Below are 23,158 nucleotides of genomic sequence, written 5' to 3' on the forward strand. Positions count from 1 at the left end.
GACGCCAAGCCCGTGCGTCGCCGGACCCGCAAGGCCGTCGACGCCGAGATCCCCGCTCAGGCGGCTGCCGAGGACACCGAGGCCAAGCCCGTGCGTCGCCGGACCCGCAAGGCCGCGGAGGCTGCCGTCGAGACCGCTGAGGGCGTTGCCGAGGCTCCGGTCAAGGCGCGTCGTACGCGCAAGGCCGCGGTCGACGGGGCCGAGGTCGCGGCCGAGGCCGAGGCCAAGCCGCGCCGTACGCGCGCCAAGGCCGCCGCTGCCGTGGACACCGCCGAGGCCGCCGACGCCAAGCCCGTGCGTCGCCGGACCCGCAAGGCCGTCGACGCCGAGATCCCCGCTCAGGCGGCTGCCGAGGACACCGAGGCCAAGCCCGTGCGTCGTAGCACCCGCAAGGCCGCGGCTGCCGCGGAGTCCGCGGAGAGCTGATCCCCTGTCCGATGGCCCGGTCCCGCCTTTCGGTGGGGCCGGGCCATCGGTGTTTTCGCCCCCTCCGCCCCTGCCCGTCCCGTCCCTGGGGGCTGCGCCCCCAGACCCCGCCAGAAGACTGCGCAGTTCCCCGCGCCCCTAAAAAGGGGCGCGGGGAACTGCGCGTCAAGCCCCCACAGGTAAGGGCGGCTGGGGCGGAAAACCACCCCCGGTGCCCACCCACAGAGCGCTCGTCAACTCCGCCCGATAGCCTCGGGGGCATGAGCAGGCCGCCCAGCTTCATCCCGCCCGCCGGAGTCCGTGCCTACCGGCTCCCCACCGCCCGCGGTGAGTTCGCCGTGCTCGACGCCGCATCGCAGGGGCACCCAAAGGGAACCGCCCTCCTGCTGCCGGGATTCACCGGGAGCAAGGAGGACTTCATCGCGCTGCACGAGCCGTTGGCGCGCGAGGGGTATCGGACGGTCGCCGTGGACGGGCGCGGGCAGTTCGAGACCGAAGGCCCCAAGGACGACGAATCGGCGTACGCGCAGAGCGAGTTGGCGCAGGACGTGCTGGCGCAGGCCGCCGCCCTCGGTACTCCCGTGCACCTCGTGGGGCATTCCCTCGGCGGCCAGATCTCCCGCGCCGCGGTGCTCCTGGACTCCTCCCCCTTCCTCTCGCTGACGCTCATGGCCTCGGGCCCCGCCCAGATCTCCATCTCCCAGCAGCAGCGCGTCAAGCTGCTGCGCGACGCGCTCGCCGTGATGAGCATGGCCGAGGTGTGGGAGGCGATGCGGTCGATGGAACCGCCCGAGGAGACCGACGCCGGCGGGCTCGACCCGGGGCTCGACGACCTCACCGACCTGCGGCGCCGCTGGCTGGCCAACAGCCCCGCCCAGCTCATCGCCACGGGCCGCCAGCTGTGCACCGAACCCGATCGAGTCGCCGAACTGGCCGCCGTCCCCCTGCCGAAACACGTGCTCTCCGGCGCGCTCGACGACACCTGGCCGATCACCCTGCTGGACGAGATGGCCGTACGGCTCCAGGCCAAGCGCACGGTCGTACCGGGAGCGGAGCACTCCCCCAACACGGACAACCCGCCGGAGACGGCGCGCGCCCTGATCGAGTTCTGGAACGAGAACCAGTAACGAGCAGCGGTCAAGAGCGCCGCGATGGCCACCAGTTACTAGTACTGCGCCTGCAAGTGCTCCCAGAAGCCGTCCCGGAGCGCGCGACGCAAGTCCGCCTGTCCGCGCAGGGAGTACTGGAGCAGCCCCTCGGCCTCGACCAGCAGATCCTGGTCGACCGAGCCGGGGAGGTACGGGTGCCCGGGCAGCAGTTCCGCCAGTGACTCCCGCCCCCGCGCGGCGAGCCACTTCGCGGCGACCTGCGCGCCCACGAAGCGCACGTCGTCGCGCGTGGGACGGCTCGCAACCGTCGCGTCGTACGAGAGGGCGGTCCGCCGTGACACATACGGCTTGAAGAAGTCGAGGTCGAAGGTCCGCTGGCTGTCGACCTCCCAGAGCAGCGGCTCGGCCTGGTTGCGGCCCTCGGGCGCCTCGATCCCCCACAGGTGGACCCGGGCCCCGTACCCCTGCGCCGCCTCGACCGCCGAGACCAGGTCCTCGTCTCCGCCGAGCAGCGCGGCGTCGCTGATGGCGCGGTGCCGGGCGAGGGACTCCAGGTCGGACCTGATGAGTGAATCGACGCCTTTTTGCTGGTTGTTGGCGTTGAGGTTGCCCAACCGCACCTTCACGTCCGGGAGTTCGGCGATCGCCTGCTGTTCCGAAGTGTGGATGCGGCGGCGGGCGCCGTCGTACCAGTAGACGCGCAACAGCCTGCTGTCCGCGAAGATCGTGCGGGCCCGGTCGATGAGCGCCTCGATGAGGCCTTCGGTGTCCAGGTCGAAGGAACGGCGGTCCTCCGTCCCGGCGACGAGCCGCCCCGCGGCCGCGTACAGATATCCGGCGTCGACGAAGATCGCGTGGGTCGAGGGCGTCTTCGCCACCTCGGCGAGCATGCGCTGCAGCAGCTCGTTCGTGCGGTCGATGCGGGCGCCGAGCGCCGCGAGGTCGTCGTTCATCGCCTCCATTGTCCCGGCGGTCACGCTGCGAACACAACTGGCCCCGTTCAGTCTCCGCCACACCGCTTACCAGTCGGTAATTAGGTTCTCGAAAAATTTCCTTAGCGTAGGGAATGTTTGTAACACGCACCCCGTTGACTACGTACGGAAGCGGGGGCACCGACGCCTCGCACGCCACCACGAGTAGTTCTCCGCAGGAGGATGACCAGACGAAGGGAGAAGCCCATGCGCTTCGAAATCATGCGACTCGACGATGTCGACGGCACGCCCGTGGACAGCACCGTTGTAGACGCCGCCTCCGTCAACCGGATCGTTCAGCAAGCCGCCGCCATCGGGCAGCGACTGTGGATCCGCCCGGCCGACTCGTCCGCCTCGTAACAGCGCGGACGCATTTTTCGGACTGACGCGTCTTTCAGACTTCAGAGCCCCGCACGGCAACGGTTGCCGTGCGGGGCTCTGCGTGTGCGTGGGGCCGTTCGGCTCAGGCGGTCCGAATCACCTGCATGACGCCATTGATGATCTGCTGCACCGCGATCGCGGAGAGCATCATGCCCGCGAGCCGGGTCACCAGCACGACACCGCCGTCCTTGATGACGCGGATGATCACCAGTGAGTAGCGCATGACCAGCCACAGCACCACGTGGATGGCGAGGATCGCGGTCCACACCGACACCTGCGTGGCGACGGTGTCGGCCTTCCGCACCGCCAGGATCACGGAGACGATCGCACCTGGGCCGGCGAGCAGCGGCATGCCCAGCGGCACGAGGGCGACGTTCACGTCCTTGGTCTGCTTGGGCTCGTCCGTCTTGCCGGTCAGCAGGTCAAGGGCGATCAGCAGGAGCAGCAGCCCGCCCGCGATCATCAGCGCGGGCACGGAGACGTGCAGGTAGTCCAGGATCTGGTGCCCGAGCAGCCCGAACACCGCGATCACGCCGCCCGCCACACAGACGGCCTGGAAGGCCATCCGCTTCTGCACCTTGGCGGGGCGCCCGGCGGTCAGCGCGAGGAAGATCGGGGTGATCCCGGGGGGATCCATGATCACAAAAAGGGTGAGGAAGAGGGAGCCGAAGACGGCGACGTCGAACACAGGTGAGGCCTTGCTGGGGTGATGAATGCAGGACGGCAGCGGGGCAGTGGATGCCGCTACCGCTGTGGGCGGTCGCTCCGCGGGGCGGAACAGGTGGGCACAGCCGGCAGCGCCGGGTGCCTGAGAACAGAGTCAGCGGTGGGAAGCGTGCGCCTCAGGCCCCGCCGGTACCCGGCACCGGAAACGCCCCGGTAGCCCGCCGAATGATCTCCCCGTACACCTCGGGATCGGTCGTGAACTCCCCGAGCACGCACGTCTTCCGGCTGCCGTGATAGTCCGACGACCCCGTGGTGAGCAGCCCCAGCTCGGCCGCGAGCCCGCGCAACCGCGCCCGCGTCTCCGGCTCGTGGTCCATGTGGTCGACCTCGATGCCGTCGAGCCCCGCGGTGGTGAGTTCCGCCATCGCGGACTCCGGCACGGTCCGGCCCCGCTTGGCTGCGGCCGGGTGCGCGAAGACGGCGACGCCGCCCGCGCCCTTGATCAGCCGGATCGCCTCGAACGGGTCGGTCTCGTGCTTGGGGACATAGGCGCGGCCGCCGTCGGCCAGCCACTCCTCGGTGAAGGCGTCAGAGACGCTGTCCACGACACCCAGTTCGACCAGCGCGGACGCGACGTGCGGCCGCCCCACGGAGCCGTCGCCCGCGATGCGCGCCACCTGCTCCCAGGTGATCGGCACGCCGAGGTCCTGGAGCTTGGCGATCATGCCGTGGGCGCGCGGCACTCGGTCGTCCCGCACCAGCTCGCGCTCGGCGAGCAGCGCGGGCTCCTCGGGGTCGAACAGGTAGGCCAGCATGTGCATGCTGATGCCTTCGATGCGGCAGGAGAGCTCGGCGCCGGTGACCAGGGTGAGCCCCTCGGGCAGCGCCGCGATCGCCTCGGCGTACCCGCGGGTGGTGTCGTGGTCGGTCAGCGCGACGACGTCCAGACCCGCGGCGGCCGCGTTCCGCACCAGCTCGGCCGGGGTGTCCGTACCGTCGGAAGCCGTGGAGTGGGTGTGCAGATCGATGCGCACGACATGACTCCAGGCGGTGACCGGACGGGTGGGGACGCTCAAGGATAACGGGAATCCGAGGGTCCCCTGTCACACCCTCTCCTGCGGAGCGCCCCCTACGAGATTCCTGTGAGGGGCCTCCGCGTTCCTGTGCGGGCCCAGGCGCCCGACCTCACACGCCTACCTACGACTCCAGGATCCGCGGCGACAACGCTCCGCACGGCAGCAGATCCATCTCCGCCCCCGCGTCCCGCAGATCCGTCAGCACCAGCTCGTCGTACATCAGCAGACCCGACTGCTCGGGCCAGACCACTGCCCACAGCCACAGCCCGAGCGCCTCGCCCGCGAAGACAGCGCGGTCGTCGGGGGCGCCGGAGACATGCCAGAGCGGGGTCGGACGCCCGGCCGCGAGGACCTTCGCCTGGGGCGGCTTCTCGACGCTCATGTACGGGCCGGGGTCGGGCCCGTCGATGCCCGCGTACCGCGCACCGAGACCGACGCCGAGTTCCTCGGCGACGAGGATCAGCTCCCCTACGCCGCCGAGCGGCCCGGGACCCGAGCAGGCGACGGCGGTCGCACGCCCGCCGCTGCGGTCGTCACCGGCGAACGTCGCGCCGGTGAACAGCCAGCCGACCGGCAGCGGCCATGGCATCCACACCGGTACCCGCGCGTGGTGCACGACCACGCCGAGGGCCTCGACGCTGGGCGGGATCACGGGCTGCAGCGGATGCACGTTGCCGTGCACATCGCACTGCCAGGAGTCGGCAAAGAGGCCGGGAGCCCTGACCCGGCCACCACACTTCGGGCAACTGGGTTCGCCCCTCATAGGGCCCAACGGTCCTCCCCGCCCTGCGCCGCGTCAAGGACGATCACCCGTCCGGCGTGTGCCTGTCATGTCGGATCACACCCAAAAAGTAGATGTAGATTACATTAATTAGCACAGCTAACTTATTATGTGCATACGACAACGATCTCGGTCGCACACAGCAGTCGCAGTGAAGGAGCGAGCATGACCAGCAGCACCGGAGGCCCCGCGGAGGGCGACACATTCGACGCGGGTGCGGGCGGCATCCTGCGTCAGCCGAAGGCCGTCTGGGCGACCGCGGGGGCATCCGTCGTCGCCTTCATGGGCATCGGGCTCGTCGACCCGATCCTGCCGTCCATCACCAAGGGCCTGGACGCCACGCCCAGCCAGGTGTCGCTGCTGTTCACCGCGTACTTCCTGATCACCTCTGGTTCGCGGCGGCCGCCGCGCCGTACTTCGCGCCGAAGATCGAGGAGTGGAGCGACATCCACATCCCCTTCGTCGTCGCGGCGGTCACCGCGGTGGTCGGCGCCGCCGTCGTCCTCCTACGCCGCAACGCGCTCACCCTCCCCCACTCTCGGCTTCGCTCGAGCGGGGGACCCCCATGGCCGAGGAGCTGGAGCCGCGGCACGCGACCGAGGACAGTGTCACCGTCTTCGCCAACTGACGGACTCCGGCCGGTCTCTGACCGGGGCGCAGGGAGTGAGATGCCCCACTCCGCGCCCGGGGCCGCTCAGTCCAGCGGAACGGACTTGCGCAGCGGATCGCGCAGGTCCGTTCCACCGTTCAGCCAGCGCTCCTGGAGGGCGCCCGCGCCGTGCACACGCTTCCACGCGGCCTCGTTCGGCGTCATCGGAAGCAGCGGCAGGAAACGCACGGGGTCGGCGGGCGTGTCCAGCTCCAGGTCCTCGACCAGGCCGCCGGACTCCGCGACCAGGACGGAGCTGAACGGCGCTCCGGGCCACAGGGGTTCGCCCACGTCGAGCGAGGCGCCCGGAGCCACCACCACCCCCTCGACCTGAGGGGACGCGGCGAGCACGGCGAGCGGGCGGAGCACCTTGTCGGTGTCGGCGCCGCCCGCGCGCACCGAGAGGATCAGTTCGGCGCGGGGGCCCTTCACCGGGTCGGCGAGGACCGCCGTGGGGTCCGCCATCGGCTGGGCGGACATGCCCAGCGTCGCGTAGCGGACGATGTCGCCCTCCGTGAAGCGCAGCACTTCGACGCGGTCGGTGCCGAGGAAGGTGACCGCGGCCCGCGCGTCGGGTTCGCCCAGCGCAGAGCGCAAACGGGCCTCGACCAGAGGAAGAACATCAGCCATGCGCCGAGCATAGGCCGCGTCAATTCCGCGTCAGCACACCGGACCCCGCGGTCAACAACGGGCAAAGCGGCGCGTTGACGCTTCAGTGCGCTGATAGTCTTGGCCGCTGGTCGGGGCAGCACGCAGAAGCGTCGCTCTCGAGCTCCGACGCACTGAGACTGATCTGGCTCCCCACGGCGGGAGACAGACTCCCCTTCGGGGGATGGATCGTCCCTCACGGGGGACCGACCGGAGGAGGTGGGGCTGCAATGGACCGAAGTCGACCGTGCAGTACCACCCGCTCTTCCGGTCGCTGAGTTCCGTAGCTGGTTCCGCTGGTTTCCCCAGCTCTGCTGGCTGCCGCCTCCTGCAAACGTGTGCATACGTGTCAGCGTTGTCCGGTGCACCACGGAAGAGCGCTTCGTTTCCGCCTGATCTGTCTGATCTGAATCAGTAGCGAAGCTGCCACCGCGACGGTGCGGTGCTCCCCGCTTTGTGGACGTGCCAAACATCCGCAGTCAGGACGTCCCCATTCCGGGTAGTTCCAACCGTCGTCGGCGGCCTCCGTTCCGAAAAGGAGCCTGCCATGTCGATGATCCGTGACCTGCGTGCCGCGGTCCGCCCCCGTCCCTCGCTGCGCAAGGAGAGTGGCTCGTACGACACCACCCGTGACCCCGCCACCCCGTCCGCGGTGGTCGACTGCGCCGTCTACCGCGACGGCGCCCGCGTCGAGAGCCGCGAGCCACTGACACCGCACGAGGCGATGCGCCAGGTGCACCGCGACGGCGGCTTCGTGTGGATCGGTCTGCACGAGCCGACGGAGGCCGAATTCGCGGGTATCGCCCGGGAGTTCGGGCTGCACCCGCTGGCCGTCGAGGACGCCGTCCAGGCGCACCAGCGGCCCAAGCTGGAGCGCTACGACGACTCCCTGTTCACCGTCTTCAAGACCATCCACTACGTCGAGCACGACCAACTGACCGCCACCAGCGAGATCGTGGAGACCGGCGAGGTCATGTGCTTCACCGGACGGGACTTCTTCATCACCGTCCGGCACGGCGGGCAGGGCTCGCTGCGGGCGCTGCGGCACCGGCTGCAGGACGACCCCGAGCTGCTCGCCAAGGGCCCCTCCGCCGTGCTGCACGCGATCGCCGACCACGTCGTCGACGGGTACATCGCCGTCGCGGACGCCGTGCAGGACGACATCGACGAGGTCGAGACCCAGGTGTTCTCGCCGGGCCGCAAGGGCACGCCGCGCGGCACGGACGCCGGGCAGATCTACCAGCTCAAGCGCGAGGTCCTTGAGTTCAAGCGGGCGGTGTCGCCGCTGCTGCGCCCCATGCAGCTGCTGAGCGAGCGGCCGATGCGGCTGGTCGACCCCGACATCCAGAAGTACTTCCGCGATGTCGCCGACCACCTCGCCCGGGTGCAGGAGCAGGTCCTCGGCTTCGACGAACTGCTCAACTCGATCCTCCAGGCCAACCTCGCCCAGGCCTCCGTCGCGCAGAACGAGGACATGCGCAAGATCACGTCCTGGGCCGCGATCATCGCCGTACCGACGATGGTCTGTGGCGTGTACGGCATGAACTTCGACCACATGCCCGAGCTGCACTGGAAGTACGGCTACCCGCTGACGCTCGGCGTCACGGTCGGCATCTGCCTCTCGATCCACCGCATCCTCAAGCGCAACGGCTGGCTGTGAGAGCGCGCTGGATAGTCTTGGCCCCATGACGGAAGAGCTGCTCGACCAGGCCCTCGTCGAGGAGGCCACCAAGAAGTCCGGGCTGATCTGGGTGCGGGGCGGCGGCGTACCGACGCCGCAGGGCCACGAGGCGCCCAGCCGCGCCCTGTGGCACGTGTGGCACGACGGCGCGGCCTGTCTGGTCGGCGACGGGCCCGGCGAGCAGCCGCTGCCGGGCCTGGTCGACGGGGGCGACGCGGTCGTCACCGTACGCAGCAAGGACAAGGGCGGACGCCTCGTCTCCTGGTCCGCGAAGGTCGTGGAGCTGACACCCGCCTCCCCGGAGTGGGAGGCCGCCGTCGCCGAGCTCAAGGGCAAGCGCCTGAACGCCCCCGACGGTGAGGCCATGCCGGAGCGCTGGGCCCGCGAGTGCCGGGTGCTGCGCCTGGAGCCCACGGGCGGCACGGCCGAGCTGCCGGACGGCTCACTCGCCGAGCGGCCGCTGCCGACCCCGGCGACCACTCGCCGGCCGATCCCGGCGGGCCTCCCCCGACTCCTCCTCAAGAAGCGCAAGCGCCGCTAGGTCTGCCTTTCGGATCACGCCGGCTTCGGGCTACGGTCCCTCACGACCCCGCGGCCCGGGCGTGATCCTGAAGACGGGCCCCAGGGGCCGCGGACTACGACGTGGGCAGCTGCTGCCCGTAGTCCACCGTCTCCTTCTTCGAGGGCTCTTCCAGGGCGAAGTCCTTGCCCCAGTCGGTGAGACGAAGGGTGCCCGCGTTGCCCGCGCGGACCAGCAGCAGGGGGTACGGGGTTCCCTTCAGGGAGACGTCGAGGGAGCCTCCGGAGCCCTTGTCGCCGGTGATGCGGATGGTGCGGACGCCGGACTGCGCGTGGTGGCCGTCCGTGGCGAGCGCGCCGTGCAGGGTGAGCAGACCGTCGAGGAGGACGTCCTTGTCGGTGAAGCCGCTGAACCGCTTGTAGGCGGGGTCGCCGGTGGGCACCTTCACGTACATGCCCTCCAGCTTCTTGGCCGCGGCGGTGTCGGCGGAGGTGCTGTCGCTCTTGCCGTCCTGGTGGGTCCAGAACTCCGCGTCGGCCTTGAGGAAGAGGTGCTCGCCGACCCGCAGCAGCCGGAAGCTCGCCCCCTTCGAGGTGACGGAGCCGGTGCCGCCGTCGGCCTTGAGGCGCATGTCGAGGGTGTACGTCGTCCCGTTGCTGACGACGGTTCCGGAGAGCCGTACGGTGGCAGCCGCCTCGGCCGCCTTCTTCGTCTTCGCCTGGATCGTGGCGGCGGGCAGCTTGCCCACTCCGTTGGTGCCCGCGTCCGGGTCCTCACTACTGCACCCCGTCAGTCCCGTCCCCGTCACGACCAGTGCGCACATCGCGCTCACCAGTGCGGCCCGGCGGGTTCGGCCCTGGGGAATTGCAGTCACAGGTGGGGCTGCCTTTCGTGCGGGGGTCCTTGGCGGCGTACGGCAGCGTACCGGTGCCGCCGGCGCTCGGCGGAGGCAGTCCGTCCGGACCGCTCACCAGGGCGTATCCGACCGGGACGGGCTAGCCTGAAGCCCACCCGAGCGGACAGAGCGGGACAGACCGCGCGTACGTCGCGTGCGCACGGAGAGTCGTACAGGAGAACGCCCGCAAGAGCGCGTACGAGGGGAAGGAGGCGCGGGCATGGCCGCAGGCGCCCGGATCTTCGTCTCGCACCTCGCCGGTGTCGCCGTCTTCGACCCGAACGGCGACCAAGTGGGCCGGGTGCGGGACCTCGTCGCCATGCTCCGCGTCGGACGGCGGCCGCCCCGGCTGCTCGGCCTCGTCGTCGAACTGTCCACGCGGCGGCGCATCTTCCTGCCGATGACCCGGGTCATCGGCATCGAGTCCGGCGAGGTCATCACCACCGGCGTCCTCAACGTGCGGCGCTTCGAACAGCGGCCCACCGAACGGCTCGTCTTCGGCGAGCTGCTCGACCGGGTGGTACGCCTCGTCGAGACCGACGAGGAAGTGACCGTGCTCGACGTGTCGATCGACAAGCTGCCCGCCCGCAGGGACTGGGAGATCGACCGGGTCTTCGTCCGCAAGGGGCGCAGCGGGGCCTTCCGGCGCACCAAGGGCGAGACGCTGACCGTCGAGTGGTCCGCCGTCACCGGGTTCTCGCTGGAGGAGCACGGACAGGGCGCCGAGAGCCTGCTCGCCACCTTCGAGCAGCTGCGCCCGGCCGACCTCGCCAACGTCCTGCACCACCTGTCCCCCAAGCGGCGCGGGGAGGTGGCCGCCGCACTGGACGACGACCGGCTCGCCGACGTCCTCGAAGAACTCCCGGAGGACGATCAGATCGAGATCCTCAGCAAGCTCAAGGAGGAGCGCGCCGCCGACGTCCTGGAGGCGATGGACCCGGACGACGCGGCCGACCTGCTCGCCGAACTGCCCACCGAGGACGTGGAGCGGCTGCTGAAGCTGATGCAGCCGGACGAGGCGGCCGACGTGCGGCGGCTGATGGCGTACGAGGAGAAGACCGCCGGCGGGCTCATGACGACCGAGCCGATCGTGCTGCGGCCCGACGCGACGGTCGCCGACGCGCTCGCCCGGGTCCGCAACCCCGACCTCTCCCCCGCGCTCGCCGCCCAGGTGTACGTGTGCCGCCCACCGGACGAGACGCCGACCGGAAAGTACCTCGGCACGGTCCACTTCCAGCGGCTGCTGCGCGACCCGCCGTTCACGCTGGTCGGCGCGCTCCTCGACGACGATCTGCAGCCGCTCGCGCCGGACGCCTCGCTGCCCGTCGTCGCCGGCTTCTTCGCGACGTACGACATGGTCGCGGCGCCCGTTGTCGACGAGAGCGGCTCACTGCTGGGCGCGGTGACCGTGGACGACGTACTGGACCACATGCTGCCCGAGGACTGGCGCGAGACGGAGTTCCACCTCGTGGAGGAGGAGCCCCATGCCACCTGAGCGACCCCGCGAACGCACCCCCGCCGGGGCGACCGCCGCCACTCGGCCGCGTACCCGGCTCGACCAGCCGAAGCCGCCGCGGCGCAGACTGGTGCCCGAGTGGGACCCGGAGGCCTTCGGACGGCTCTCGGAGCGCATCGCCCGCTTCCTCGGCACCGGACGGTTCATCGTCTGGATGACCGTCGTCATCATCCTGTGGGTGGTGTGGAACGTCTCCGCGCCCCACGATCTGCGCTTCGACAACTACCCGTTCATCTTCCTGACGCTGATGCTGTCTCTGCAGGCCTCGTACGCCGCCCCGCTGATCCTGCTCGCGCAGAACCGCCAGGCCGACCGCGACCGGGTCAACCTCGAACAGGACCGCAAGCAGAACGAGCGGTCCATCGCGGACACCGAGTACCTCACCCGCGAGATCGCCGCGCTGCGCGTGGGCCTCGGCGAGGTCGCCACCCGCGACTGGATCCGCACCGAATTCCAGGACCTGATCAAGGAGCTGGAGGAGCACCCGGGCGACGGCCACGTCGTATTCCCGACGGAACGGTCGCGCGGACGTGACGTAGACGACCGGTGACGGGGCTTCGGGGCCCTGGGCCCGTCGCCGTACCATCTGGTTATGGCTACGGAAGACGCGGTGCGCGAAGCACTGGCGACGGTGAACGACCCCGAGATCCAGCGACCCATCACCGAGCTGGGGATGGTCAAATCAGTGGAGATCGGTGCGGATGGTGCGGTCGCGGTCACCGTCTATCTGACCGTCTCCGGCTGCCCGATGCGCGAGACCATCACGAAGAACGTGACGGAGGCGGTCTCGGCGGTCGAGGGCGTCACCCGTGTCGGCGTGACTCTCGAGGTGATGAGCGACGAGCAGCGCCGCGAGCTGACCTCCGCGCTGCGCGGCGGGCAGGCCGAGCGCGAGGTCCCCTTCGCCAAGCCCGGCTCGCTGACCCGTGTCTACGCGGTCGCCTCCGGCAAGGGCGGCGTCGGCAAGTCCTCGGTGACGGTGAACCTGGCGGCGGCGATGGCGGCCGACGGCCTCAAGGTCGGTGTCGTCGACGCCGACATCTACGGCCACTCGGTGCCCCGGATGCTCGGCGCTGACGGCCGTCCGACCCAGGTCGAGAACATGATCATGCCGCCGTCGGCGAACGGCGTGAAGGTCATCTCGATCGGCATGTTCACCCCGGGCAACGCGCCGGTCGTCTGGCGCGGCCCGATGCTGCACCGCGCCCTCCAGCAGTTCCTGGCGGACGTCTTCTGGGGCGACCTGGACGTCCTGCTCCTCGACCTCCCGCCCGGCACGGGCGACATCGCGATCTCGGTGGCCCAGCTGGTCCCGAACGCGGAGATCCTGGTCGTCACCACCCCGCAGCAGGCGGCCGCCGAGGTCGCCGAGCGGGCCGGCTCCATCGCCGTGCAGACCCACCAGAAGATCGTCGGCGTGGTCGAGAACATGTCGGGCCTGCCCTGCCCGCACTGCGGCGAGATGGTCGACGTCTTCGGCACGGGCGGCGGCCAGTCCGTCGCCGACGGCCTGACCCGCACCACCGGCGCGACCGTCCCGGTCCTTGGCTCCATCCCCATCGACGTCCGCCTCCGCGAGGGTGGCGACGAGGGCAAGCCGGTGGTCCTCACGGACCCCGACTCTCCGGCCGGCTCCGCCCTGCGCGCGATCGCGGGCAAGCTGGGCGGCCGCCAGCGGGGCCTGTCCGGGATGTCGCTGGGCATCACCCCGAGGAACAAGTTCTAGGAGCGCCCCGTAAGGGGCGCGGGGAACTGCGCGACCAACCACGACGGACCCGCAGTTGGCGAACGATCCGCAGTAATCCAATTCCATACGGGGAAGGGGGCGCCGTCCATCAGGACGGCGCCCCCTTCCCCGTAACCCCGCCGGCTAGGCGTACGCGCCGATGTCCTTGATCATGGCGAACCCCAGCCCATACGCACTCATCCCCCGTCCGTACGCCCCCACATGCACACCCTCCTGAGTGGACCCCGCCAGCACCCACCCGAACTCGGACTCGCGGTAGTGGAAGGACGTCGGGACACCGTCCACGGGGAGCGACAGCGAGGACCAGTCCGGCCCGTCGAGGTCGTCCGCGAGGACCCACGCAGTCTCGGTCTGCTGGTCCAGCCAGTCGTCCCGCAGGGTGTGGTCCATCTGCCCGGGCCAGGTGAAGGACAGCAGACCCACACCGGCCAGCCAGGCCGCGGAGGACACCGAGGTGGCCTCCAACAAGCCCGTACCGTCCGCGCTGCGGCGTACGGGGCTGGCCGCCACGGTGACCACCACCGCGAAGCGCTCCTTGTCCTCGGTCGACTCGGCGCGCACCGTGGGCTCGTCGCCGTGCCCGATCGATCCGTGGTCGACGGCGCCGTCCGCCGAGGTACCCACCTGCATCAGCCAGCGCGGCCCCGTGAAGGCCTCATCGAGGCCGTACCACGGGAAGGGCGCCAGCAGGTAGCCGTCGACCGTACGCCGGGCGGAGGGGACCTGTTGGCCGCCCTCCGCGGCCGGCGCCTTCGCGCCTACCCGACTTGTCGTCTCCATCTGCCCGGACGCCTCCTTGCTCTCGTCGGACCGGGCGGCCCGCCCCCCTCGGGCGTCCTTATCGGTCCGCACAACAACTGGGCAGCATAGCCACACCGCTCCTATCAGCAGGGAAACCGCCCGGCGCGTGGGTCGCGAACGCGCCGGTTCAGGCTGCGAGGCGTCGCTCTGATGTGCGGGTACGCGGGCGGCCGTGTGGATCAGGTGACGTCCGCCACGGCCAGGGGGCGTACGGCCCAGTCGGCCTCCGCCGAGTGGGACGTACGACTCAGGTGGCGTCCGCGTCGTACGGCGGACGCTCGTCCGGGTCGAGCTTCTCGCGCTTCTTCGTCATGTCGACGGAGCCACCGGTCGAACCGGACGAAGACGAGGCCGAGGAGGTGTCGGCTTCGCGGCCGTGGACCGCGTCCGTGACCTCGGCCATCTCCTTCTTCAGGTCGAAGCCGTTGCGGATTTCCTTGAGCCCCAGCTCGTCGTTGTCCAGCTGCTTGCGGATGAACGTCTTGGGGTTGAGGTCCTCGAACTCGAAGTCCTTGAACTCCGGGCCGAGTTCCTCACGGATGTCCGCCTTGGCGCTCTCCGAGAACTCGCGGATCTTGCGAATGGTGCGCGTGACGTCCTGGATCATCTTCGGGAGCTTCTCCGGGCCGAAGACGAGCACGGCGAGGACGACGAGCGTCACCAGCTCGAGCGGTCCTATGTCATTGAACACCTGAAGCTCCTTGCGATGTCCTCGGTCCTCGGCCCTCGGCGGGTCTTCCGTGGTCCGGGCCGTGTCCACGGTACCCGGCGATCCTGTCCGTCCGGAACTGTCCCGGGGCTTCCGGGTTCATGTACACGACGGGTTTTCCGCGTTGTTTGCCGTTCGGAGCTGCGGCGATGCGCCCAGCTGTGAACTTCATGTCAGTCACCGTCGGCGGAACCGAGGACCAGTGTGACCTTCTTCTGCGTGTCGCCCCGCCGCAGGGTCAGCCGGAGCCGGTCGCCCGGGCGGTGCGCACGGGTCTTCACGATGAGTTCCTCGCCGGAGTGGACGCGCTGGCCGTCGACCTCGGTGATGACGTCGCCCGCCTTGATGCCCGCCTCGGCGCCGGGACCGCCCGCGGTGACGGGCGGGCCGCCGCCGTTGCCCTTCGTGCCGACGCGGGCGCCGTCGCCCGTGTAGTTCATGTCGAGCGTGACGCCGATCACGGGGTGGGTGGCCTTGCCCGTGTTGATGAGCTCCTCGGCCACGCGCTTGCCCTGGTTGATCGGGATGGCGAAGCCGAGCCCGATGGAACCCGCCTGACCGCTCTCCAGGTCGGAGCCGCTGTCGGCGGAACGGATGGCGCTGTTGATGCCGATGACGCGGGCCTTGGAGTCGAGCAGGGGGCCACCGGAGTTGCCGGGGTTGATGGGCGCGTCGGTCTGCAACGCGTCGACGTACGAGACGTCGCTCCCGTCGCCCTTCTCCCCGCCCGCGGTGATGGGCCGCTCCTTGGCGCTGATGATGCCGGAGGTGACGGTGTTGGCGAGGTCGAAGGGCGCGCCGATGGCGACGACCGGGTCGCCCACCTGGACGTTGTCGGAGTTGCCCAGTGGCATGGGGTCGAGGCCGCTGACCCCGGAGACCTTGACGACCGCCAGGTCGTACCCGCTGTCGTGTCCGACGACCTCGGCCTTGGCGGTCTCCCCGCCGCTGAACGTCACGGATATCTCGCCGCCGCTGCCTGCCGGTTCGATCACGTGGTTGTTGGTGAGGATGTGGCCCTGGCCGTCGAGCACGAACCCGGTGCCGGTGCCTTCCTCCTGGGAGCCGCGCACATGCAGGGTGACGACGCTGGGCAGCGCGTGGGCGGCGATCCCGGCCACGCTGTCCGGAGCGCGCCCCGGCGCCTCCTTGCCCGCCTGCGGCAGCTCGACGTCCCCCATCCCCCCGTTCCGCTCCAGATACGCCCCTACGGCACCGCCGACGCCCCCGGAGACCAGCGCGATCAGCACGGCCCCGAGCACCAGCACCTTCTTCGCCCGCTTGCGCCGCTGCGTCACGGTCGCCACGGCCGCGCCGTTCTGCTGGAGGGGGCCCGGGGCGGCCCAGGGGTCGTAGTTCTGCCAGGGGGTGGGGGGCTGGGGGGTTTGTACGGGTGCTTCGTGGGCGGTTCCCGCGTACGCGGCCGGGGGCGCGCCCGCCGGGGCGTGGGCAACGGGCGCGGTGCCGTTCGGCGGGGCATCGAAGGGTGTGCCGTGGGCCGGTGCGCTCGCGGGGACGTGTGTGCCCAGGGCCGGTGCGCTCGCCGGCATGTGCGTCCCGTGCGCGGGGGTGGCCGCGGGGACGTGTGTGCCCTGGGCCGGCGCGCCCGCCGGGACGTGTGTGCCGTGGGCCGGTGTGCCCGCCGGCATGTGCGTCCCGTGCGCGGGGGTGGCCGCGGGGTGCTGGACCGGCGGGGCGGGCGCCCAGGGACCGGGCTGACCGTAGGGCGGGGTGCCGTAGGGGTCGGGGTCGTGCAGGGGCTTGGCGCGCTCCGCGGCGGCACCGGGGTGCGTGCTCGCCTCGCCCTGCGTGACGTGCGCGAGGGCTTCCGTGACCCGCGTGGGGACCGACGGCACGTGCGCCTCCCCGGTGTCGCCCGGGGCCGGGACACGGTCCGCCGGAGCGGTGTCGCCGCCCTGCGCACTCGCGCGCTGAACCGGCACGGGCCGCTCCAGCTCGAAGTCGCCGTCGGCTCCGGGCCCGCCCGTGGCCGGAGCCGCCGCGGGGCGGGCCAGCTCGAAGTCACCCCCGGTGTCGTCTCCCGTGGCACTGCCAGGCGTCTCGACGTCACCTCCGGTGCCGACCGCGCCGCCGGGCGTGCGGACGCCGGCGACGCCCGCGGGCCCGTCGGCGCCCTCGGACGAACCCGCCCCGGCATCCTCCGGAGAGACCGGCGGCCTGGGTCGGCTCCACCACTTCGCCTTCGTGGGCTTCCCCTCGTTCATGTTCTCCCCACACCTGGCCCGCGGCACAACTCGCCGACGGTCACCGCAGATTGTCGACTCCGCGTCCGGGATCCCTCCTGCGGACGCGGCCCACCCTGGATTCAACCAGGTTCACGGGCCGCCGCGCAGAGGGCGGGGTCAGCGGACGCTACGGGAGGAGGGGGAGGTGGGGGACGGGGAGGAAGCGGGGGACGGGGTGGCCACGGGGGCGGCGAGCAGGCCCGGAGTCGTGACGTCAGGGACTGCGGACCACGAGGTCAGCGCGAGCGGCTGGGCATCGGTGAGCGGACGTATGAGCGGGGACATCGCGGCTGCGCCGGCGACCACCGGTGTCGTCAGTGTGTGCATGGCGTCCTGGCCGCGCTCCGCCGGAGCGGGGACTCCGGACAGCAGCGGCGCGGACACCTCGGTCGGCGCCACGGTACCGTCGCCCAGCGCCCGGCGGCCCTGCGCGAGCAGCGGTGCGTCGGACCGGCGACGCTGTGACTCGGGAGACGTCGAGGCCCCCGTGCCCGGCGAACGCGTCGGCGTCACATTGCTTCCGGCCCCGGAACCGCCGCGTGCGTCCGCGGTGTCACCCGGCACCCCGGTCGACACCCCACCGAGCGCGACCGCGGCGAGCGACACCGCACCGGCGGCGGCGAACGCGAACCGCAGCCCGCGCGAGGCCGATCGCTCGGCCTCGTGACGGCTGACGTCATGGATGCGGAAGCCGCTGCCCGACGAGGGGGGCAGCACATCGGCGTGCGGTCCGGCGGGAACGTAACCGAAGGGCTCGCCCCTCACTCCGAAGAGTCCGGTGAGGCCGGAGGTCCGGTCGGCTCCGGGAAGTCTGCCGCCGAATCCTCCCCCGCCCAGCGGCGAGCCGGTGCCGTCGGAGTCCCCTCCCCCGGGAAGCCCCTGGAGGCGGGCCAGGAAGCTCTCGGAGGGCGGCGGAGGGGCCACTTCCGCGAATACGTTCTTCAGTCGGCGCTGGGCGTCCGCCTCGACCTTGCACTTCGCACAGGTGGCGAGGTGGGCCAGGACACGATCGCGCGACTCATGACCGAGCTCTCCGTCCACCAGGGCGGAGAGTCGGTCGCCGAGGTGCTGCTCAGCGGGCGTAGGACGGGATCCACTCACGCGGTCGCGCCCCCTCCTCCCAGCACGGGCACACGGGCCGTGAACGAGCGGCGCTCGGCGCGGGCCTCGGGAGACCGGTGTGCAAGGGCCTTGCGCAGCTGGGAGCGGCCACGGTGGATCCGGGAGCGGACCGTGCCGAGCTTCACGCCCAGGGTCGCGGCGATCTCCTCGTACGAGAGTCCCTCGATGTCGCACAGGACGACGGCGGCGCGGAACTCGGGCGCGAGGGTGTCCAGCGCCTGCTGGACGTCCGCGTCGAAGTGCGCGTCGTTGAAGACCTGCTGCGGGGACGGCTCGCGGCTGGGCAGGCGCTCGGCCGCGTCGTCACCGAGGGCGTCGAAGCGGATGCGCTGCTTGCGGCGGACCATATCCAGGAAGAGGTTCGTGGTGATGCGGTGCAGCCAGCCCTCGAAGGTGCCGGGTGTATAGGTCGACAGCGAGCGGAAGACGCGGACGAAGACTTCCTGGGTGAGGTCCTCGGCGTCGTGCTGGTTGCCCGTCAGGCGGTAGGCGAGGCGGTAGACCCGTCCGCTGTGCGTGCTGACGATCTCCTCCCAGGTGGGCGGAGTCCACGCCTGCGACTCCGCGTCGGTGGTGAACGTCGCGGTCTGCGCGGGGGCAGCAGCATGGAAGTTGTCAGCGATCTCGGTCACGGATTTCGGCTCACCCGCCGATCTGAGCAGGCGCCGCAGCACCCCTCCTCGATCCACAGGCGCAGCCGCACCTCCCCTGTCGGCTCTGGTGGTGTCCAGTCGAGCCCCTACCATAGCCACCTCGCCCGTTAGCTCCGGATAAGCGGTTTTACGGGAATTTGATACGTGCTCATATGGCTGCGTCAGCACTTGCTCGCCGCCCTGCTCCGCTTCCTGGTCCATCGCCTTCCCCCCGCTCTGTTTCCCCACCCCTCTAAACGCCCGGTCCCATCTGCGGGTTCCCGGCACCAACGGATACAGTCACGCCCAGGCAACCACGGGGACAGGAGAGGGTCATTACCGGCAACCGGCAGACGAGCTGGGCGTTCGCCGACGCCTTTGTCGCCGAGGACGAGGCGCTGCGCTGGGCCCGCGACCGGGCCCGCGAGGCAGGCCTGCGCTCGGTGTCGCCCGGCACGGGCGCCGCGCTGCGGTTGCTCGCCGCCACCGTGGACGCGAAAGCGGTGGCGGAGATCGGGACCGGGACCGGCGTCTCCGGAATTCATCTGCTGCACGGCATGCGGCCGGACGGGGTACTGACCACCGTCGATCCGGAGCCGGAGCGGCAGCAGTTCGCCCGCCAGGCCTTCCGCGCGGCCGGTTTCGCCAGCAACCGCGCCCGCTTCATCCCTGGCCGCGCCCTGGACGTCCTGCCCCGGCTCGCGGACGCCGGCTACGACCTCGTCTTCTGCGACGGCGACCGTCTCGAGTGCCTGGACTATCTCGCTGAATCGTTGCGCCTGCTGCGCCCGGGCGGGCTCGTCGCCTTCGAGGGCGTCTTCGCGGACGGCCGCACGGTGGACTCGGGACCGCAGCCCGCGGAGGTCGGCCGGCTGCGCGAACTGCTGCGCGCGGTCCGTGAGAGCCAGGATCTGGTGCCCTCGCTACTGCCGGTGGGCGACGGTCTGCTGTGCGCGGTCAAGCGCTGACTGCGCCCCGGCTCGTACGCGTCCGACCTGGAGAAATACCAAAGGGGTACGTCGCTGACGTACCCCTGGAGCCCCCTGGAAGACCACTGCCCCGGCACCGATTACGATGCCGGGGCAGCTGAAAAGGTGTGGTCGCTTCCGCGTCAGCCGACGACCTTCTTGAGGGCGTCGCCGAGCGCGTCGGCCTCGTCAGGGGTCAGCTCGACGACGAGCCGACCGCCGCCTTCGAGCGGAACGCGCATGACGATGCCCCGCCCCTCCTTGGTCACCTCGAGCGGGCCATCGCCCGTCCGCGGCTTCATGGCCGCCATGCTCGTTCCCCTTCCTGAAACCAGCTCATCGTCGCCGACGGCCCCTTGAGGGCACGCCCGTCCCCTCATAGGACACGCGTCACCGGCATCGAACACATTGCTTCCAGGCCATTATCCCGCATCTCAGGACCCGATGACCAACATCAGTCGGCATCGCTTGCGCAACGCGCTTGAGCAAAACCACTCAATTCGGCGATGTGACTGCGATACTGCGCCGCCGCATGGTCTTCCGGAGCGCGGAATTCTTTGACGCAGGTCACATGTCCGGTCCGCGCCACCGCCGGTGATCTCCGCCATGCTGTCCTCGGACACAGGACGTACCGACCGGTACGACGGAGCCGCGACACCGGAGGGAACCCACCATGGCCGACACCGTGCTCTACGAGGTGAGCGACGGACTCGCGACGATCACGCTCAACCGCCCCGAGGCGATGAACGCGATGAACATCGAGACCAAGGTCGCCTTCCGGGACGCGGCTCAGGAGGCCGCGGCGGACGGGGAGGTACGGGCGATCCTGCTGACCGCCGCCGGTGACCGGGCGTTCTGCGTCGGCCAGGACCTCAAGGAGCACATCGGGCTGCTGGCCGCCGACAAGCAGTCGGGTTCCGGCCAGACGATGAGCACCGTGCGCGAGCACTACAACCCGATCGTGCGGGCCCTGACCGGCGCCGCGAAGCCCGTGGTCGCGGCCGTGAATGGCGTCGCGGCCGGAGCGGGCTTCGGCTTCGCGCTCGCCGCGGACTATCGCATCGTCGCCGACACTGCTGCCTTCAACACGTCGTTCGCCGGGGTGGCGCTGACCGCGGACTCGGGCATCTCCTGGACGCTGCCCCGGGTCATCGGACCCAGCCGGGCCGCTGACCTGCTGCTCTTCCCGCGCAGCATCACCGCGCAGGAGGCGTACGAGCTGGGGATCGCGAACCGTCTCGTGCCCTCGGCGGAGTTGCGCGCCGAAGCGGAGAAGGTGGCCCGGGCGCTGGCCTCGGGACCGACGCTCGCGTACGCCGCGCTGAAGGAGTCCCTCGCGTTCGGGCTCTCCCACTCTCTGGAGGAGACCCTGGAGAAGGAGGATGAACTCCAGGCGCGGGCGGGTGCCTCCGAGGACCACACCATCGCGGTGCAGGCCTTCGTGAACAAGGAGAAGCCGAAGTACCTGGGGCGCTGACGCTTCGCCGGAGTCGGCGGTCAGAGGTCGGTACGGGAACTGCGGGCCGTCTGTGGCCGGTCGCGCAGTTCCCCCCGCTCCTTAAGGGGCGCTCCTGGCCGCGCAGTCCTCCAAGTGATCGTTCACCAGGCCGCAGGCCTGCATCAGTGCGTAGGCCGTGGTCGGGCCGACGAAGCGGATGCCGCGCTTCTTCAGCGTCTTGGACAGAGCCGTCGACTCGTCGGTGACCGCCGGAATGTCGCCCAGTCTCTTCGGGGCCGGGCGGGTGGTCAGGTCGGGGGCGAAGGACCAGATCAGCTCGTCCAGCTCGCCGGGGGCCCAGTCGGCCAGCACGCGCGCGTTGGCGACCGTCGCCTCGATCTTGGCGCGGTTGCGGATGATGCCCGGGTCTGCGAGCAGGCGCTCCTTGTCCGCGTCCGTGAAGGTCGCGACCTTGGCGATCTCGAAGCCGGCGAAGGCGGCGCGGAAGCCGGGGCGGCGGCGCAGGATGGTGATCCAGGACAGGCCCGACTGGAAGGCCTCCAGGCACAGCCGCTCGTACAGCGCGTCGTCGCCGTGGACCGGGCGGCCCCACTCCTCGTCGTGGTACGCCACGTAGTCCTCGGTCGACAGCGCCCAGGGGCAGCGCAGCGCGCCGTCCGGGCCGGCCAGGGTGTCGCTCACTGGGAGTCCTCCTCGGTCCGCTTCCGCAATGAGGGTGCGGCGCTCGCGCGGGCGCCGGCCAGCGCGTCCTCCAGGTCGGCGATCCGGGCGTCCCGCTCGGCGATCTCGGCGCCGAGCCGGCCGAGGGCGTCGTCGACGTCCGCCATGCGGTAGCCCCGTACGGCGACGGGGAAGCGCAGCGCCTCCACGTCACCGCGGTTCACCGGCCGGTCGTACGGCAGCGGGTCCTGCAGCCGCTCCGGGCCGGCCTCGGGAAGGGGGGCGCTCTCGCCGCCGCCCACCACGGACACTGTCACCGCGGCGACCACGACGGCGAGCGCGACGACCAGGAACAAGAACATGAACATCGCTGAGGTCCCCACGCTCTGGTGCCGACACATGCGCGTCGGCGCTGAAGTACTGAAGCTGAAACTGTCAGGGTCCGATCGTGCCATGCGACTCTGACAGTTAAGGTCGCAGGCGGCTTATCGGCGGGACTTACTGGGAGAGGTCACAGGGGATGCTCAGGCTGGGCAAGCGTGAATTCGACACGCACGAGCCGGTGATCATGGCGATCGTGAACCGGACCCCGGACTCCTTCTACGACCAGGGGGCCACCTTCCGCGACGAGCCGGCGCTCGCCCGCGTGGAGCAGGCGGTGGCGGAGGGCGCCGCCATCATCGACGTCGGCGGGGTCAAGGCGGGGCCGGGTGAAGAGGTGACCGCCGAGGAGGAGGCGCGGCGCACGGTCGGTTTCGTCGCCGAGGTGCGCCGGCGCTTCCCCGACGTGGTCATCAGCGTCGACACCTGGCGGCACGAGGTCGGGGAGGCGGTCTGCGAGGCCGGAGCGGATCTGCTCAACGACGCGTGGGGTGGGGCCGATCCGCGGCTGGCGGAGGTGGCCGCACGATACGGGGTGGGGCTGGTGTGCACCCACGCCGGAGAGTCCGAGCCGCGTACCCGTCCGCATCGGATCGCGTACGACGATGTCATGGCCGACATCTTGCGGGTGACCGTGGGGCTGGCCGAGCGTGCGGTGTCACTGGGCGTGCCGCGTGAGTCCGTGTTGATCGACCCCGGGCACGACTTCGGGAAGAACACCCGGCACAGCCTGGAGGCGACGCGGCGGCTGGGCGAGATGGTGGCCACCGGGTGGCCGGTGCTGGTCTCCCTCTCCAACAAGGACTTCGTCGGGGAGACGCTCGACAAGCCGGTGAAGGAGCGGGTGGTCGGCACCCTGGCGACGACGGCCGTCTCCGCCTGGCTGGGGGCCCAGGTCTACCGCGTCCACGAGGTCGCGGAGACCCGGCAGGTCCTGGACATGGTGGCGTCCATCGCGGGCCACCGCCCGCCGGCCGTGGCTCGGCGGGGGCTGGCGTAGCGGGTTCCTCGCCCCTCCGCCCCTACCCGTCCCGTACCCGGGGCTCCGCCCCGAACCCCGGGTGCCCTTTCGGCTAGGGGCTTGTCGCGCAGTTCCCCGCGCCCCTGACGGGGC

25 protein-coding genes and 2 pseudogenes are annotated in these 23,158 nt (G+C 70.8%); 12 read left to right on the forward strand and 15 right to left on the reverse strand.

Features of this window, described 5'->3' with window-relative positions:
• Together ACZ4RZ_RS01450 and ACZ4RZ_RS01455 are read left to right on the forward strand one after the other, a co-directional pair.
• Nucleotides 1-426 (forward strand): annotated as a pseudogene (locus ACZ4RZ_RS01450) (DEAD/DEAH box helicase); the annotation flags it as partial.
• 260 nt (nucleotides 427-686) lie between these two features.
• A complete protein-coding gene (locus ACZ4RZ_RS01455; RefSeq protein WP_467740911.1) occupies nucleotides 687-1,553 on the forward strand; it encodes an alpha/beta fold hydrolase in 867 nt (288 codons plus the stop codon).
• Between the two features lie 38 nt (nucleotides 1,554-1,591).
• Here ACZ4RZ_RS01455 and ACZ4RZ_RS01460 read toward each other — a convergent pair whose 3' ends face one another.
• Complete coding sequence (locus ACZ4RZ_RS01460; RefSeq protein WP_467740913.1) at nucleotides 1,592-2,488, reverse strand: NYN domain-containing protein; 897 nt, start codon at nucleotides 2,486-2,488, stop codon at nucleotides 1,592-1,594.
• Nucleotides 2,489-2,713: 225 nt separating this feature from the next.
• Here ACZ4RZ_RS01460 and ACZ4RZ_RS01465 point away from each other — a divergent pair, with 225 nt between their 5' ends.
• The gene (locus ACZ4RZ_RS01465) at nucleotides 2,714-2,866 is read left to right on the forward strand and encodes a hypothetical protein (RefSeq protein ID WP_105968294.1); all 153 of its coding nucleotides are present in this window, start codon (nucleotides 2,714-2,716) and stop codon (nucleotides 2,864-2,866) included.
• Between the two features lie 103 nt (nucleotides 2,867-2,969).
• On the opposite strand, the gene ACZ4RZ_RS01470 is transcribed toward ACZ4RZ_RS01465, so the two are convergent.
• The 3 genes from ACZ4RZ_RS01470 to ACZ4RZ_RS01480 all read right to left on the reverse strand — a co-directional run bounded on the left by ACZ4RZ_RS01470 (nucleotide 2,970) and on the right by ACZ4RZ_RS01480 (nucleotide 5,392).
• Complete coding sequence (locus tag ACZ4RZ_RS01470; protein WP_467740915.1) at nucleotides 2,970-3,575, reverse strand: MarC family protein; 606 nt, start codon at nucleotides 3,573-3,575, stop codon at nucleotides 2,970-2,972.
• A 154-nt stretch (nucleotides 3,576-3,729) separates the two neighbouring features.
• On the reverse strand, nucleotides 3,730-4,587 hold the full coding sequence (locus ACZ4RZ_RS01475; RefSeq protein WP_467741921.1) for a PHP domain-containing protein: 858 nt from the start codon (nucleotides 4,585-4,587) through the stop codon (nucleotides 3,730-3,732).
• Between the two features lie 163 nt (nucleotides 4,588-4,750).
• Complete coding sequence (locus tag ACZ4RZ_RS01480) at nucleotides 4,751-5,392, reverse strand: DUF6758 family protein (RefSeq protein WP_467740917.1); 642 nt, start codon at nucleotides 5,390-5,392, stop codon at nucleotides 4,751-4,753.
• Between the two features lie 183 nt (nucleotides 5,393-5,575).
• Here ACZ4RZ_RS01480 and ACZ4RZ_RS01485 point away from each other — a divergent pair.
• Nucleotides 5,576-5,800, forward strand: a pseudogene (locus ACZ4RZ_RS01485) (MFS transporter); the annotation flags it as partial.
• On the opposite strand, the gene ACZ4RZ_RS01490 reads toward ACZ4RZ_RS01485, so the two are convergent.
• Both ACZ4RZ_RS01490 and ACZ4RZ_RS01495 read right to left on the reverse strand, forming a co-directional pair.
• Nucleotides 5,793-5,927, reverse strand: coding sequence for a hypothetical protein (locus ACZ4RZ_RS01490; RefSeq protein ID WP_467740919.1), 135 nt, complete (start codon nucleotides 5,925-5,927; stop codon nucleotides 5,793-5,795). The pseudogene ACZ4RZ_RS01485 and the gene ACZ4RZ_RS01490 sit on opposite strands and share 8 nt — an antisense overlap.
• A 177-nt stretch (nucleotides 5,928-6,104) precedes the next feature.
• On the reverse strand, nucleotides 6,105-6,689 hold the full coding sequence (locus ACZ4RZ_RS01495; protein WP_467740921.1) for a suppressor of fused domain protein: 585 nt from the start codon (nucleotides 6,687-6,689) through the stop codon (nucleotides 6,105-6,107).
• A gap of 565 nt (nucleotides 6,690-7,254) precedes the next feature.
• Between ACZ4RZ_RS01495 and ACZ4RZ_RS01500 the strand changes: the two genes are divergently transcribed.
• Both ACZ4RZ_RS01500 and ACZ4RZ_RS01505 read left to right on the forward strand, forming a co-directional pair.
• The gene (locus ACZ4RZ_RS01500) at nucleotides 7,255-8,367 is read left to right on the forward strand and encodes a magnesium and cobalt transport protein CorA (RefSeq protein ID WP_467740923.1); all 1,113 of its coding nucleotides are present in this window, start codon (nucleotides 7,255-7,257) and stop codon (nucleotides 8,365-8,367) included.
• 25 nt (nucleotides 8,368-8,392) lie between these two features.
• Nucleotides 8,393-8,929, forward strand: coding sequence for a hypothetical protein (locus ACZ4RZ_RS01505; protein ID WP_467740925.1), 537 nt, complete (start codon nucleotides 8,393-8,395; stop codon nucleotides 8,927-8,929).
• 94 nt (nucleotides 8,930-9,023) lie between these two features.
• Here ACZ4RZ_RS01505 and ACZ4RZ_RS01510 read toward each other — a convergent pair whose 3' ends face one another.
• Nucleotides 9,024-9,782: a hypothetical protein gene (locus ACZ4RZ_RS01510; RefSeq protein WP_467740927.1), complete on the reverse strand. Its 759-nt coding sequence runs from the start codon at nucleotides 9,780-9,782 to the stop codon at nucleotides 9,024-9,026.
• Nucleotides 9,783-10,023: 241 nt separating this feature from the next.
• On the opposite strand from ACZ4RZ_RS01510, the gene ACZ4RZ_RS01515 reads away from it, so the two are divergent.
• The 3 genes from ACZ4RZ_RS01515 to ACZ4RZ_RS01525 are packed head-to-tail and all read left to right on the forward strand — an operon-like array spanning nucleotide 10,024 to nucleotide 13,045.
• The gene (locus ACZ4RZ_RS01515; protein WP_467740929.1) at nucleotides 10,024-11,298 is read left to right on the forward strand and encodes a magnesium transporter MgtE N-terminal domain-containing protein; all 1,275 of its coding nucleotides are present in this window, start codon (nucleotides 10,024-10,026) and stop codon (nucleotides 11,296-11,298) included.
• A complete protein-coding gene (locus ACZ4RZ_RS01520; RefSeq protein ID WP_467740931.1) occupies nucleotides 11,288-11,869 on the forward strand; it encodes a DUF1003 domain-containing protein in 582 nt (193 codons plus the stop codon). Before ACZ4RZ_RS01515 ends, ACZ4RZ_RS01520 begins: the two co-directional genes overlap by 11 nt.
• Before the next feature lie 42 nt (nucleotides 11,870-11,911).
• Entirely contained in the window at nucleotides 11,912-13,045 is a 1,134-nt protein-coding gene (locus ACZ4RZ_RS01525) for an Mrp/NBP35 family ATP-binding protein (RefSeq protein ID WP_467740933.1), read from the forward strand.
• Between the two features lie 144 nt (nucleotides 13,046-13,189).
• Here ACZ4RZ_RS01525 and ACZ4RZ_RS01530 read toward each other — a convergent pair whose 3' ends face one another.
• The 5 genes from ACZ4RZ_RS01530 to sigE all read right to left on the reverse strand — a co-directional run bounded on the left by ACZ4RZ_RS01530 (nucleotide 13,190) and on the right by sigE (nucleotide 18,618).
• Nucleotides 13,190-13,846, reverse strand: coding sequence for a hypothetical protein (locus tag ACZ4RZ_RS01530; RefSeq protein ID WP_467740935.1), 657 nt, complete (start codon nucleotides 13,844-13,846; stop codon nucleotides 13,190-13,192).
• Between the two features lie 268 nt (nucleotides 13,847-14,114).
• Complete coding sequence (locus tag ACZ4RZ_RS01535) at nucleotides 14,115-14,558, reverse strand: sec-independent translocase (protein WP_467740937.1); 444 nt, start codon at nucleotides 14,556-14,558, stop codon at nucleotides 14,115-14,117.
• Between the two features lie 191 nt (nucleotides 14,559-14,749).
• On the reverse strand, nucleotides 14,750-16,801 hold the full coding sequence (locus ACZ4RZ_RS01540) for a S1C family serine protease (RefSeq protein ID WP_467740939.1): 2,052 nt from the start codon (nucleotides 16,799-16,801) through the stop codon (nucleotides 14,750-14,752).
• Between the two features lie 138 nt (nucleotides 16,802-16,939).
• Nucleotides 16,940-17,923 (reverse strand): anti-sigma factor family protein, encoded by a 984-nt coding sequence (locus ACZ4RZ_RS01545; protein WP_467740941.1) that lies wholly within the window; start codon nucleotides 17,921-17,923, stop codon nucleotides 16,940-16,942.
• Nucleotides 17,920-18,618 (reverse strand): RNA polymerase sigma factor SigE, encoded by a 699-nt coding sequence (gene sigE, locus ACZ4RZ_RS01550; protein WP_467741923.1) that lies wholly within the window; start codon nucleotides 18,616-18,618, stop codon nucleotides 17,920-17,922. Before sigE ends, ACZ4RZ_RS01545 begins: the two co-directional genes overlap by 4 nt.
• 227 nt (nucleotides 18,619-18,845) lie before the next feature.
• Between sigE and ACZ4RZ_RS01555 the strand changes: the two genes are divergently transcribed.
• Nucleotides 18,846-19,544 carry an O-methyltransferase gene (locus tag ACZ4RZ_RS01555; RefSeq protein WP_467741925.1) on the forward strand — a complete coding sequence of 233 codons (699 nt, stop codon included), beginning with the start codon at nucleotides 18,846-18,848 and terminating at the stop codon, nucleotides 19,542-19,544.
• Nucleotides 19,545-19,687: 143 nt separating this feature from the next.
• Here the strand turns inward: ACZ4RZ_RS01555 and ACZ4RZ_RS01560 are convergent, their stop codons facing one another.
• Nucleotides 19,688-19,855 (reverse strand): DUF3117 domain-containing protein, encoded by a 168-nt coding sequence (locus tag ACZ4RZ_RS01560; RefSeq protein ID WP_003966491.1) that lies wholly within the window; start codon nucleotides 19,853-19,855, stop codon nucleotides 19,688-19,690.
• 362 nt (nucleotides 19,856-20,217) lie between these two features.
• Between ACZ4RZ_RS01560 and chcB the strand changes: the two genes are divergently transcribed.
• Complete coding sequence (gene chcB, locus ACZ4RZ_RS01565; protein WP_467740943.1) at nucleotides 20,218-21,021, forward strand: 2-cyclohexenylcarbonyl CoA isomerase; 804 nt, start codon at nucleotides 20,218-20,220, stop codon at nucleotides 21,019-21,021.
• A gap of 81 nt (nucleotides 21,022-21,102) precedes the next feature.
• Here the strand turns inward: chcB and ACZ4RZ_RS01570 are convergent, their stop codons facing one another.
• Together ACZ4RZ_RS01570 and ACZ4RZ_RS01575 are read right to left on the reverse strand one after the other, a co-directional pair.
• Nucleotides 21,103-21,684: a DNA-3-methyladenine glycosylase I gene (locus tag ACZ4RZ_RS01570; RefSeq protein WP_467740945.1), complete on the reverse strand. Its 582-nt coding sequence runs from the start codon at nucleotides 21,682-21,684 to the stop codon at nucleotides 21,103-21,105.
• Nucleotides 21,681-22,031 carry a DivIVA domain-containing protein gene (locus ACZ4RZ_RS01575; RefSeq protein ID WP_467740947.1) on the reverse strand — a complete coding sequence of 117 codons (351 nt, stop codon included), beginning with the start codon at nucleotides 22,029-22,031 and terminating at the stop codon, nucleotides 21,681-21,683. The genes ACZ4RZ_RS01570 and ACZ4RZ_RS01575 overlap by 4 nt, the downstream gene beginning before the upstream one ends.
• A gap of 152 nt (nucleotides 22,032-22,183) precedes the next feature.
• On the opposite strand from ACZ4RZ_RS01575, the gene folP reads away from it, so the two are divergent.
• Nucleotides 22,184-23,044 carry a dihydropteroate synthase gene (folP, locus tag ACZ4RZ_RS01580; protein ID WP_467740949.1) on the forward strand — a complete coding sequence of 287 codons (861 nt, stop codon included), beginning with the start codon at nucleotides 22,184-22,186 and terminating at the stop codon, nucleotides 23,042-23,044.
• Nucleotides 23,045-23,158: the final 114 nt, after the last annotated feature.

This window comes from Streptomyces sp. NPDC027189, assembly GCF_055566975.1.

Coding starts and splice junctions, on each gene's coding strand:
- ACZ4RZ_RS01455 (WP_467740911.1), top strand. CDS start 687: ATGAGCAGGCCGCCCAGCTTCATCCCGCCCGCCGGAGTCCGTGCCTAC.
- ACZ4RZ_RS01460 (WP_467740913.1), bottom strand. CDS start 2,488: ATGAACGACGACCTCGCGGCGCTCGGCGCCCGCATCGACCGCACGAAC.
- ACZ4RZ_RS01465 (WP_105968294.1), top strand. CDS start 2,714: ATGCGCTTCGAAATCATGCGACTCGACGATGTCGACGGCACGCCCGTG.
- ACZ4RZ_RS01480 (WP_467740917.1), bottom strand. CDS start 5,392: ATGAGGGGCGAACCCAGTTGCCCGAAGTGTGGTGGCCGGGTCAGGGCT.
- ACZ4RZ_RS01495 (WP_467740921.1), bottom strand. CDS start 6,689: ATGGCTGATGTTCTTCCTCTGGTCGAGGCCCGTTTGCGCTCTGCGCTG.
- ACZ4RZ_RS01500 (WP_467740923.1), top strand. CDS start 7,255: ATGTCGATGATCCGTGACCTGCGTGCCGCGGTCCGCCCCCGTCCCTCG.
- ACZ4RZ_RS01505 (WP_467740925.1), top strand. CDS start 8,393: ATGACGGAAGAGCTGCTCGACCAGGCCCTCGTCGAGGAGGCCACCAAG.
- ACZ4RZ_RS01515 (WP_467740929.1), top strand. CDS start 10,024: ATGGCCGCAGGCGCCCGGATCTTCGTCTCGCACCTCGCCGGTGTCGCC.
- ACZ4RZ_RS01520 (WP_467740931.1), top strand. CDS start 11,288: ATGCCACCTGAGCGACCCCGCGAACGCACCCCCGCCGGGGCGACCGCC.
- ACZ4RZ_RS01525 (WP_467740933.1), top strand. CDS start 11,912: ATGGCTACGGAAGACGCGGTGCGCGAAGCACTGGCGACGGTGAACGAC.
- ACZ4RZ_RS01530 (WP_467740935.1), bottom strand. CDS start 13,846: ATGGAGACGACAAGTCGGGTAGGCGCGAAGGCGCCGGCCGCGGAGGGC.
- ACZ4RZ_RS01540 (WP_467740939.1), bottom strand. CDS start 16,801: ATGAACGAGGGGAAGCCCACGAAGGCGAAGTGGTGGAGCCGACCCAGG.
- ACZ4RZ_RS01560 (WP_003966491.1), bottom strand. CDS start 19,855: ATGGCGGCCATGAAGCCGCGGACGGGCGATGGCCCGCTCGAGGTGACC.
- chcB (WP_467740943.1), top strand. CDS start 20,218: ATGGCCGACACCGTGCTCTACGAGGTGAGCGACGGACTCGCGACGATC.
- ACZ4RZ_RS01575 (WP_467740947.1), bottom strand. CDS start 22,031: ATGTTCATGTTCTTGTTCCTGGTCGTCGCGCTCGCCGTCGTGGTCGCC.
- folP (WP_467740949.1), top strand. CDS start 22,184: ATGCTCAGGCTGGGCAAGCGTGAATTCGACACGCACGAGCCGGTGATC.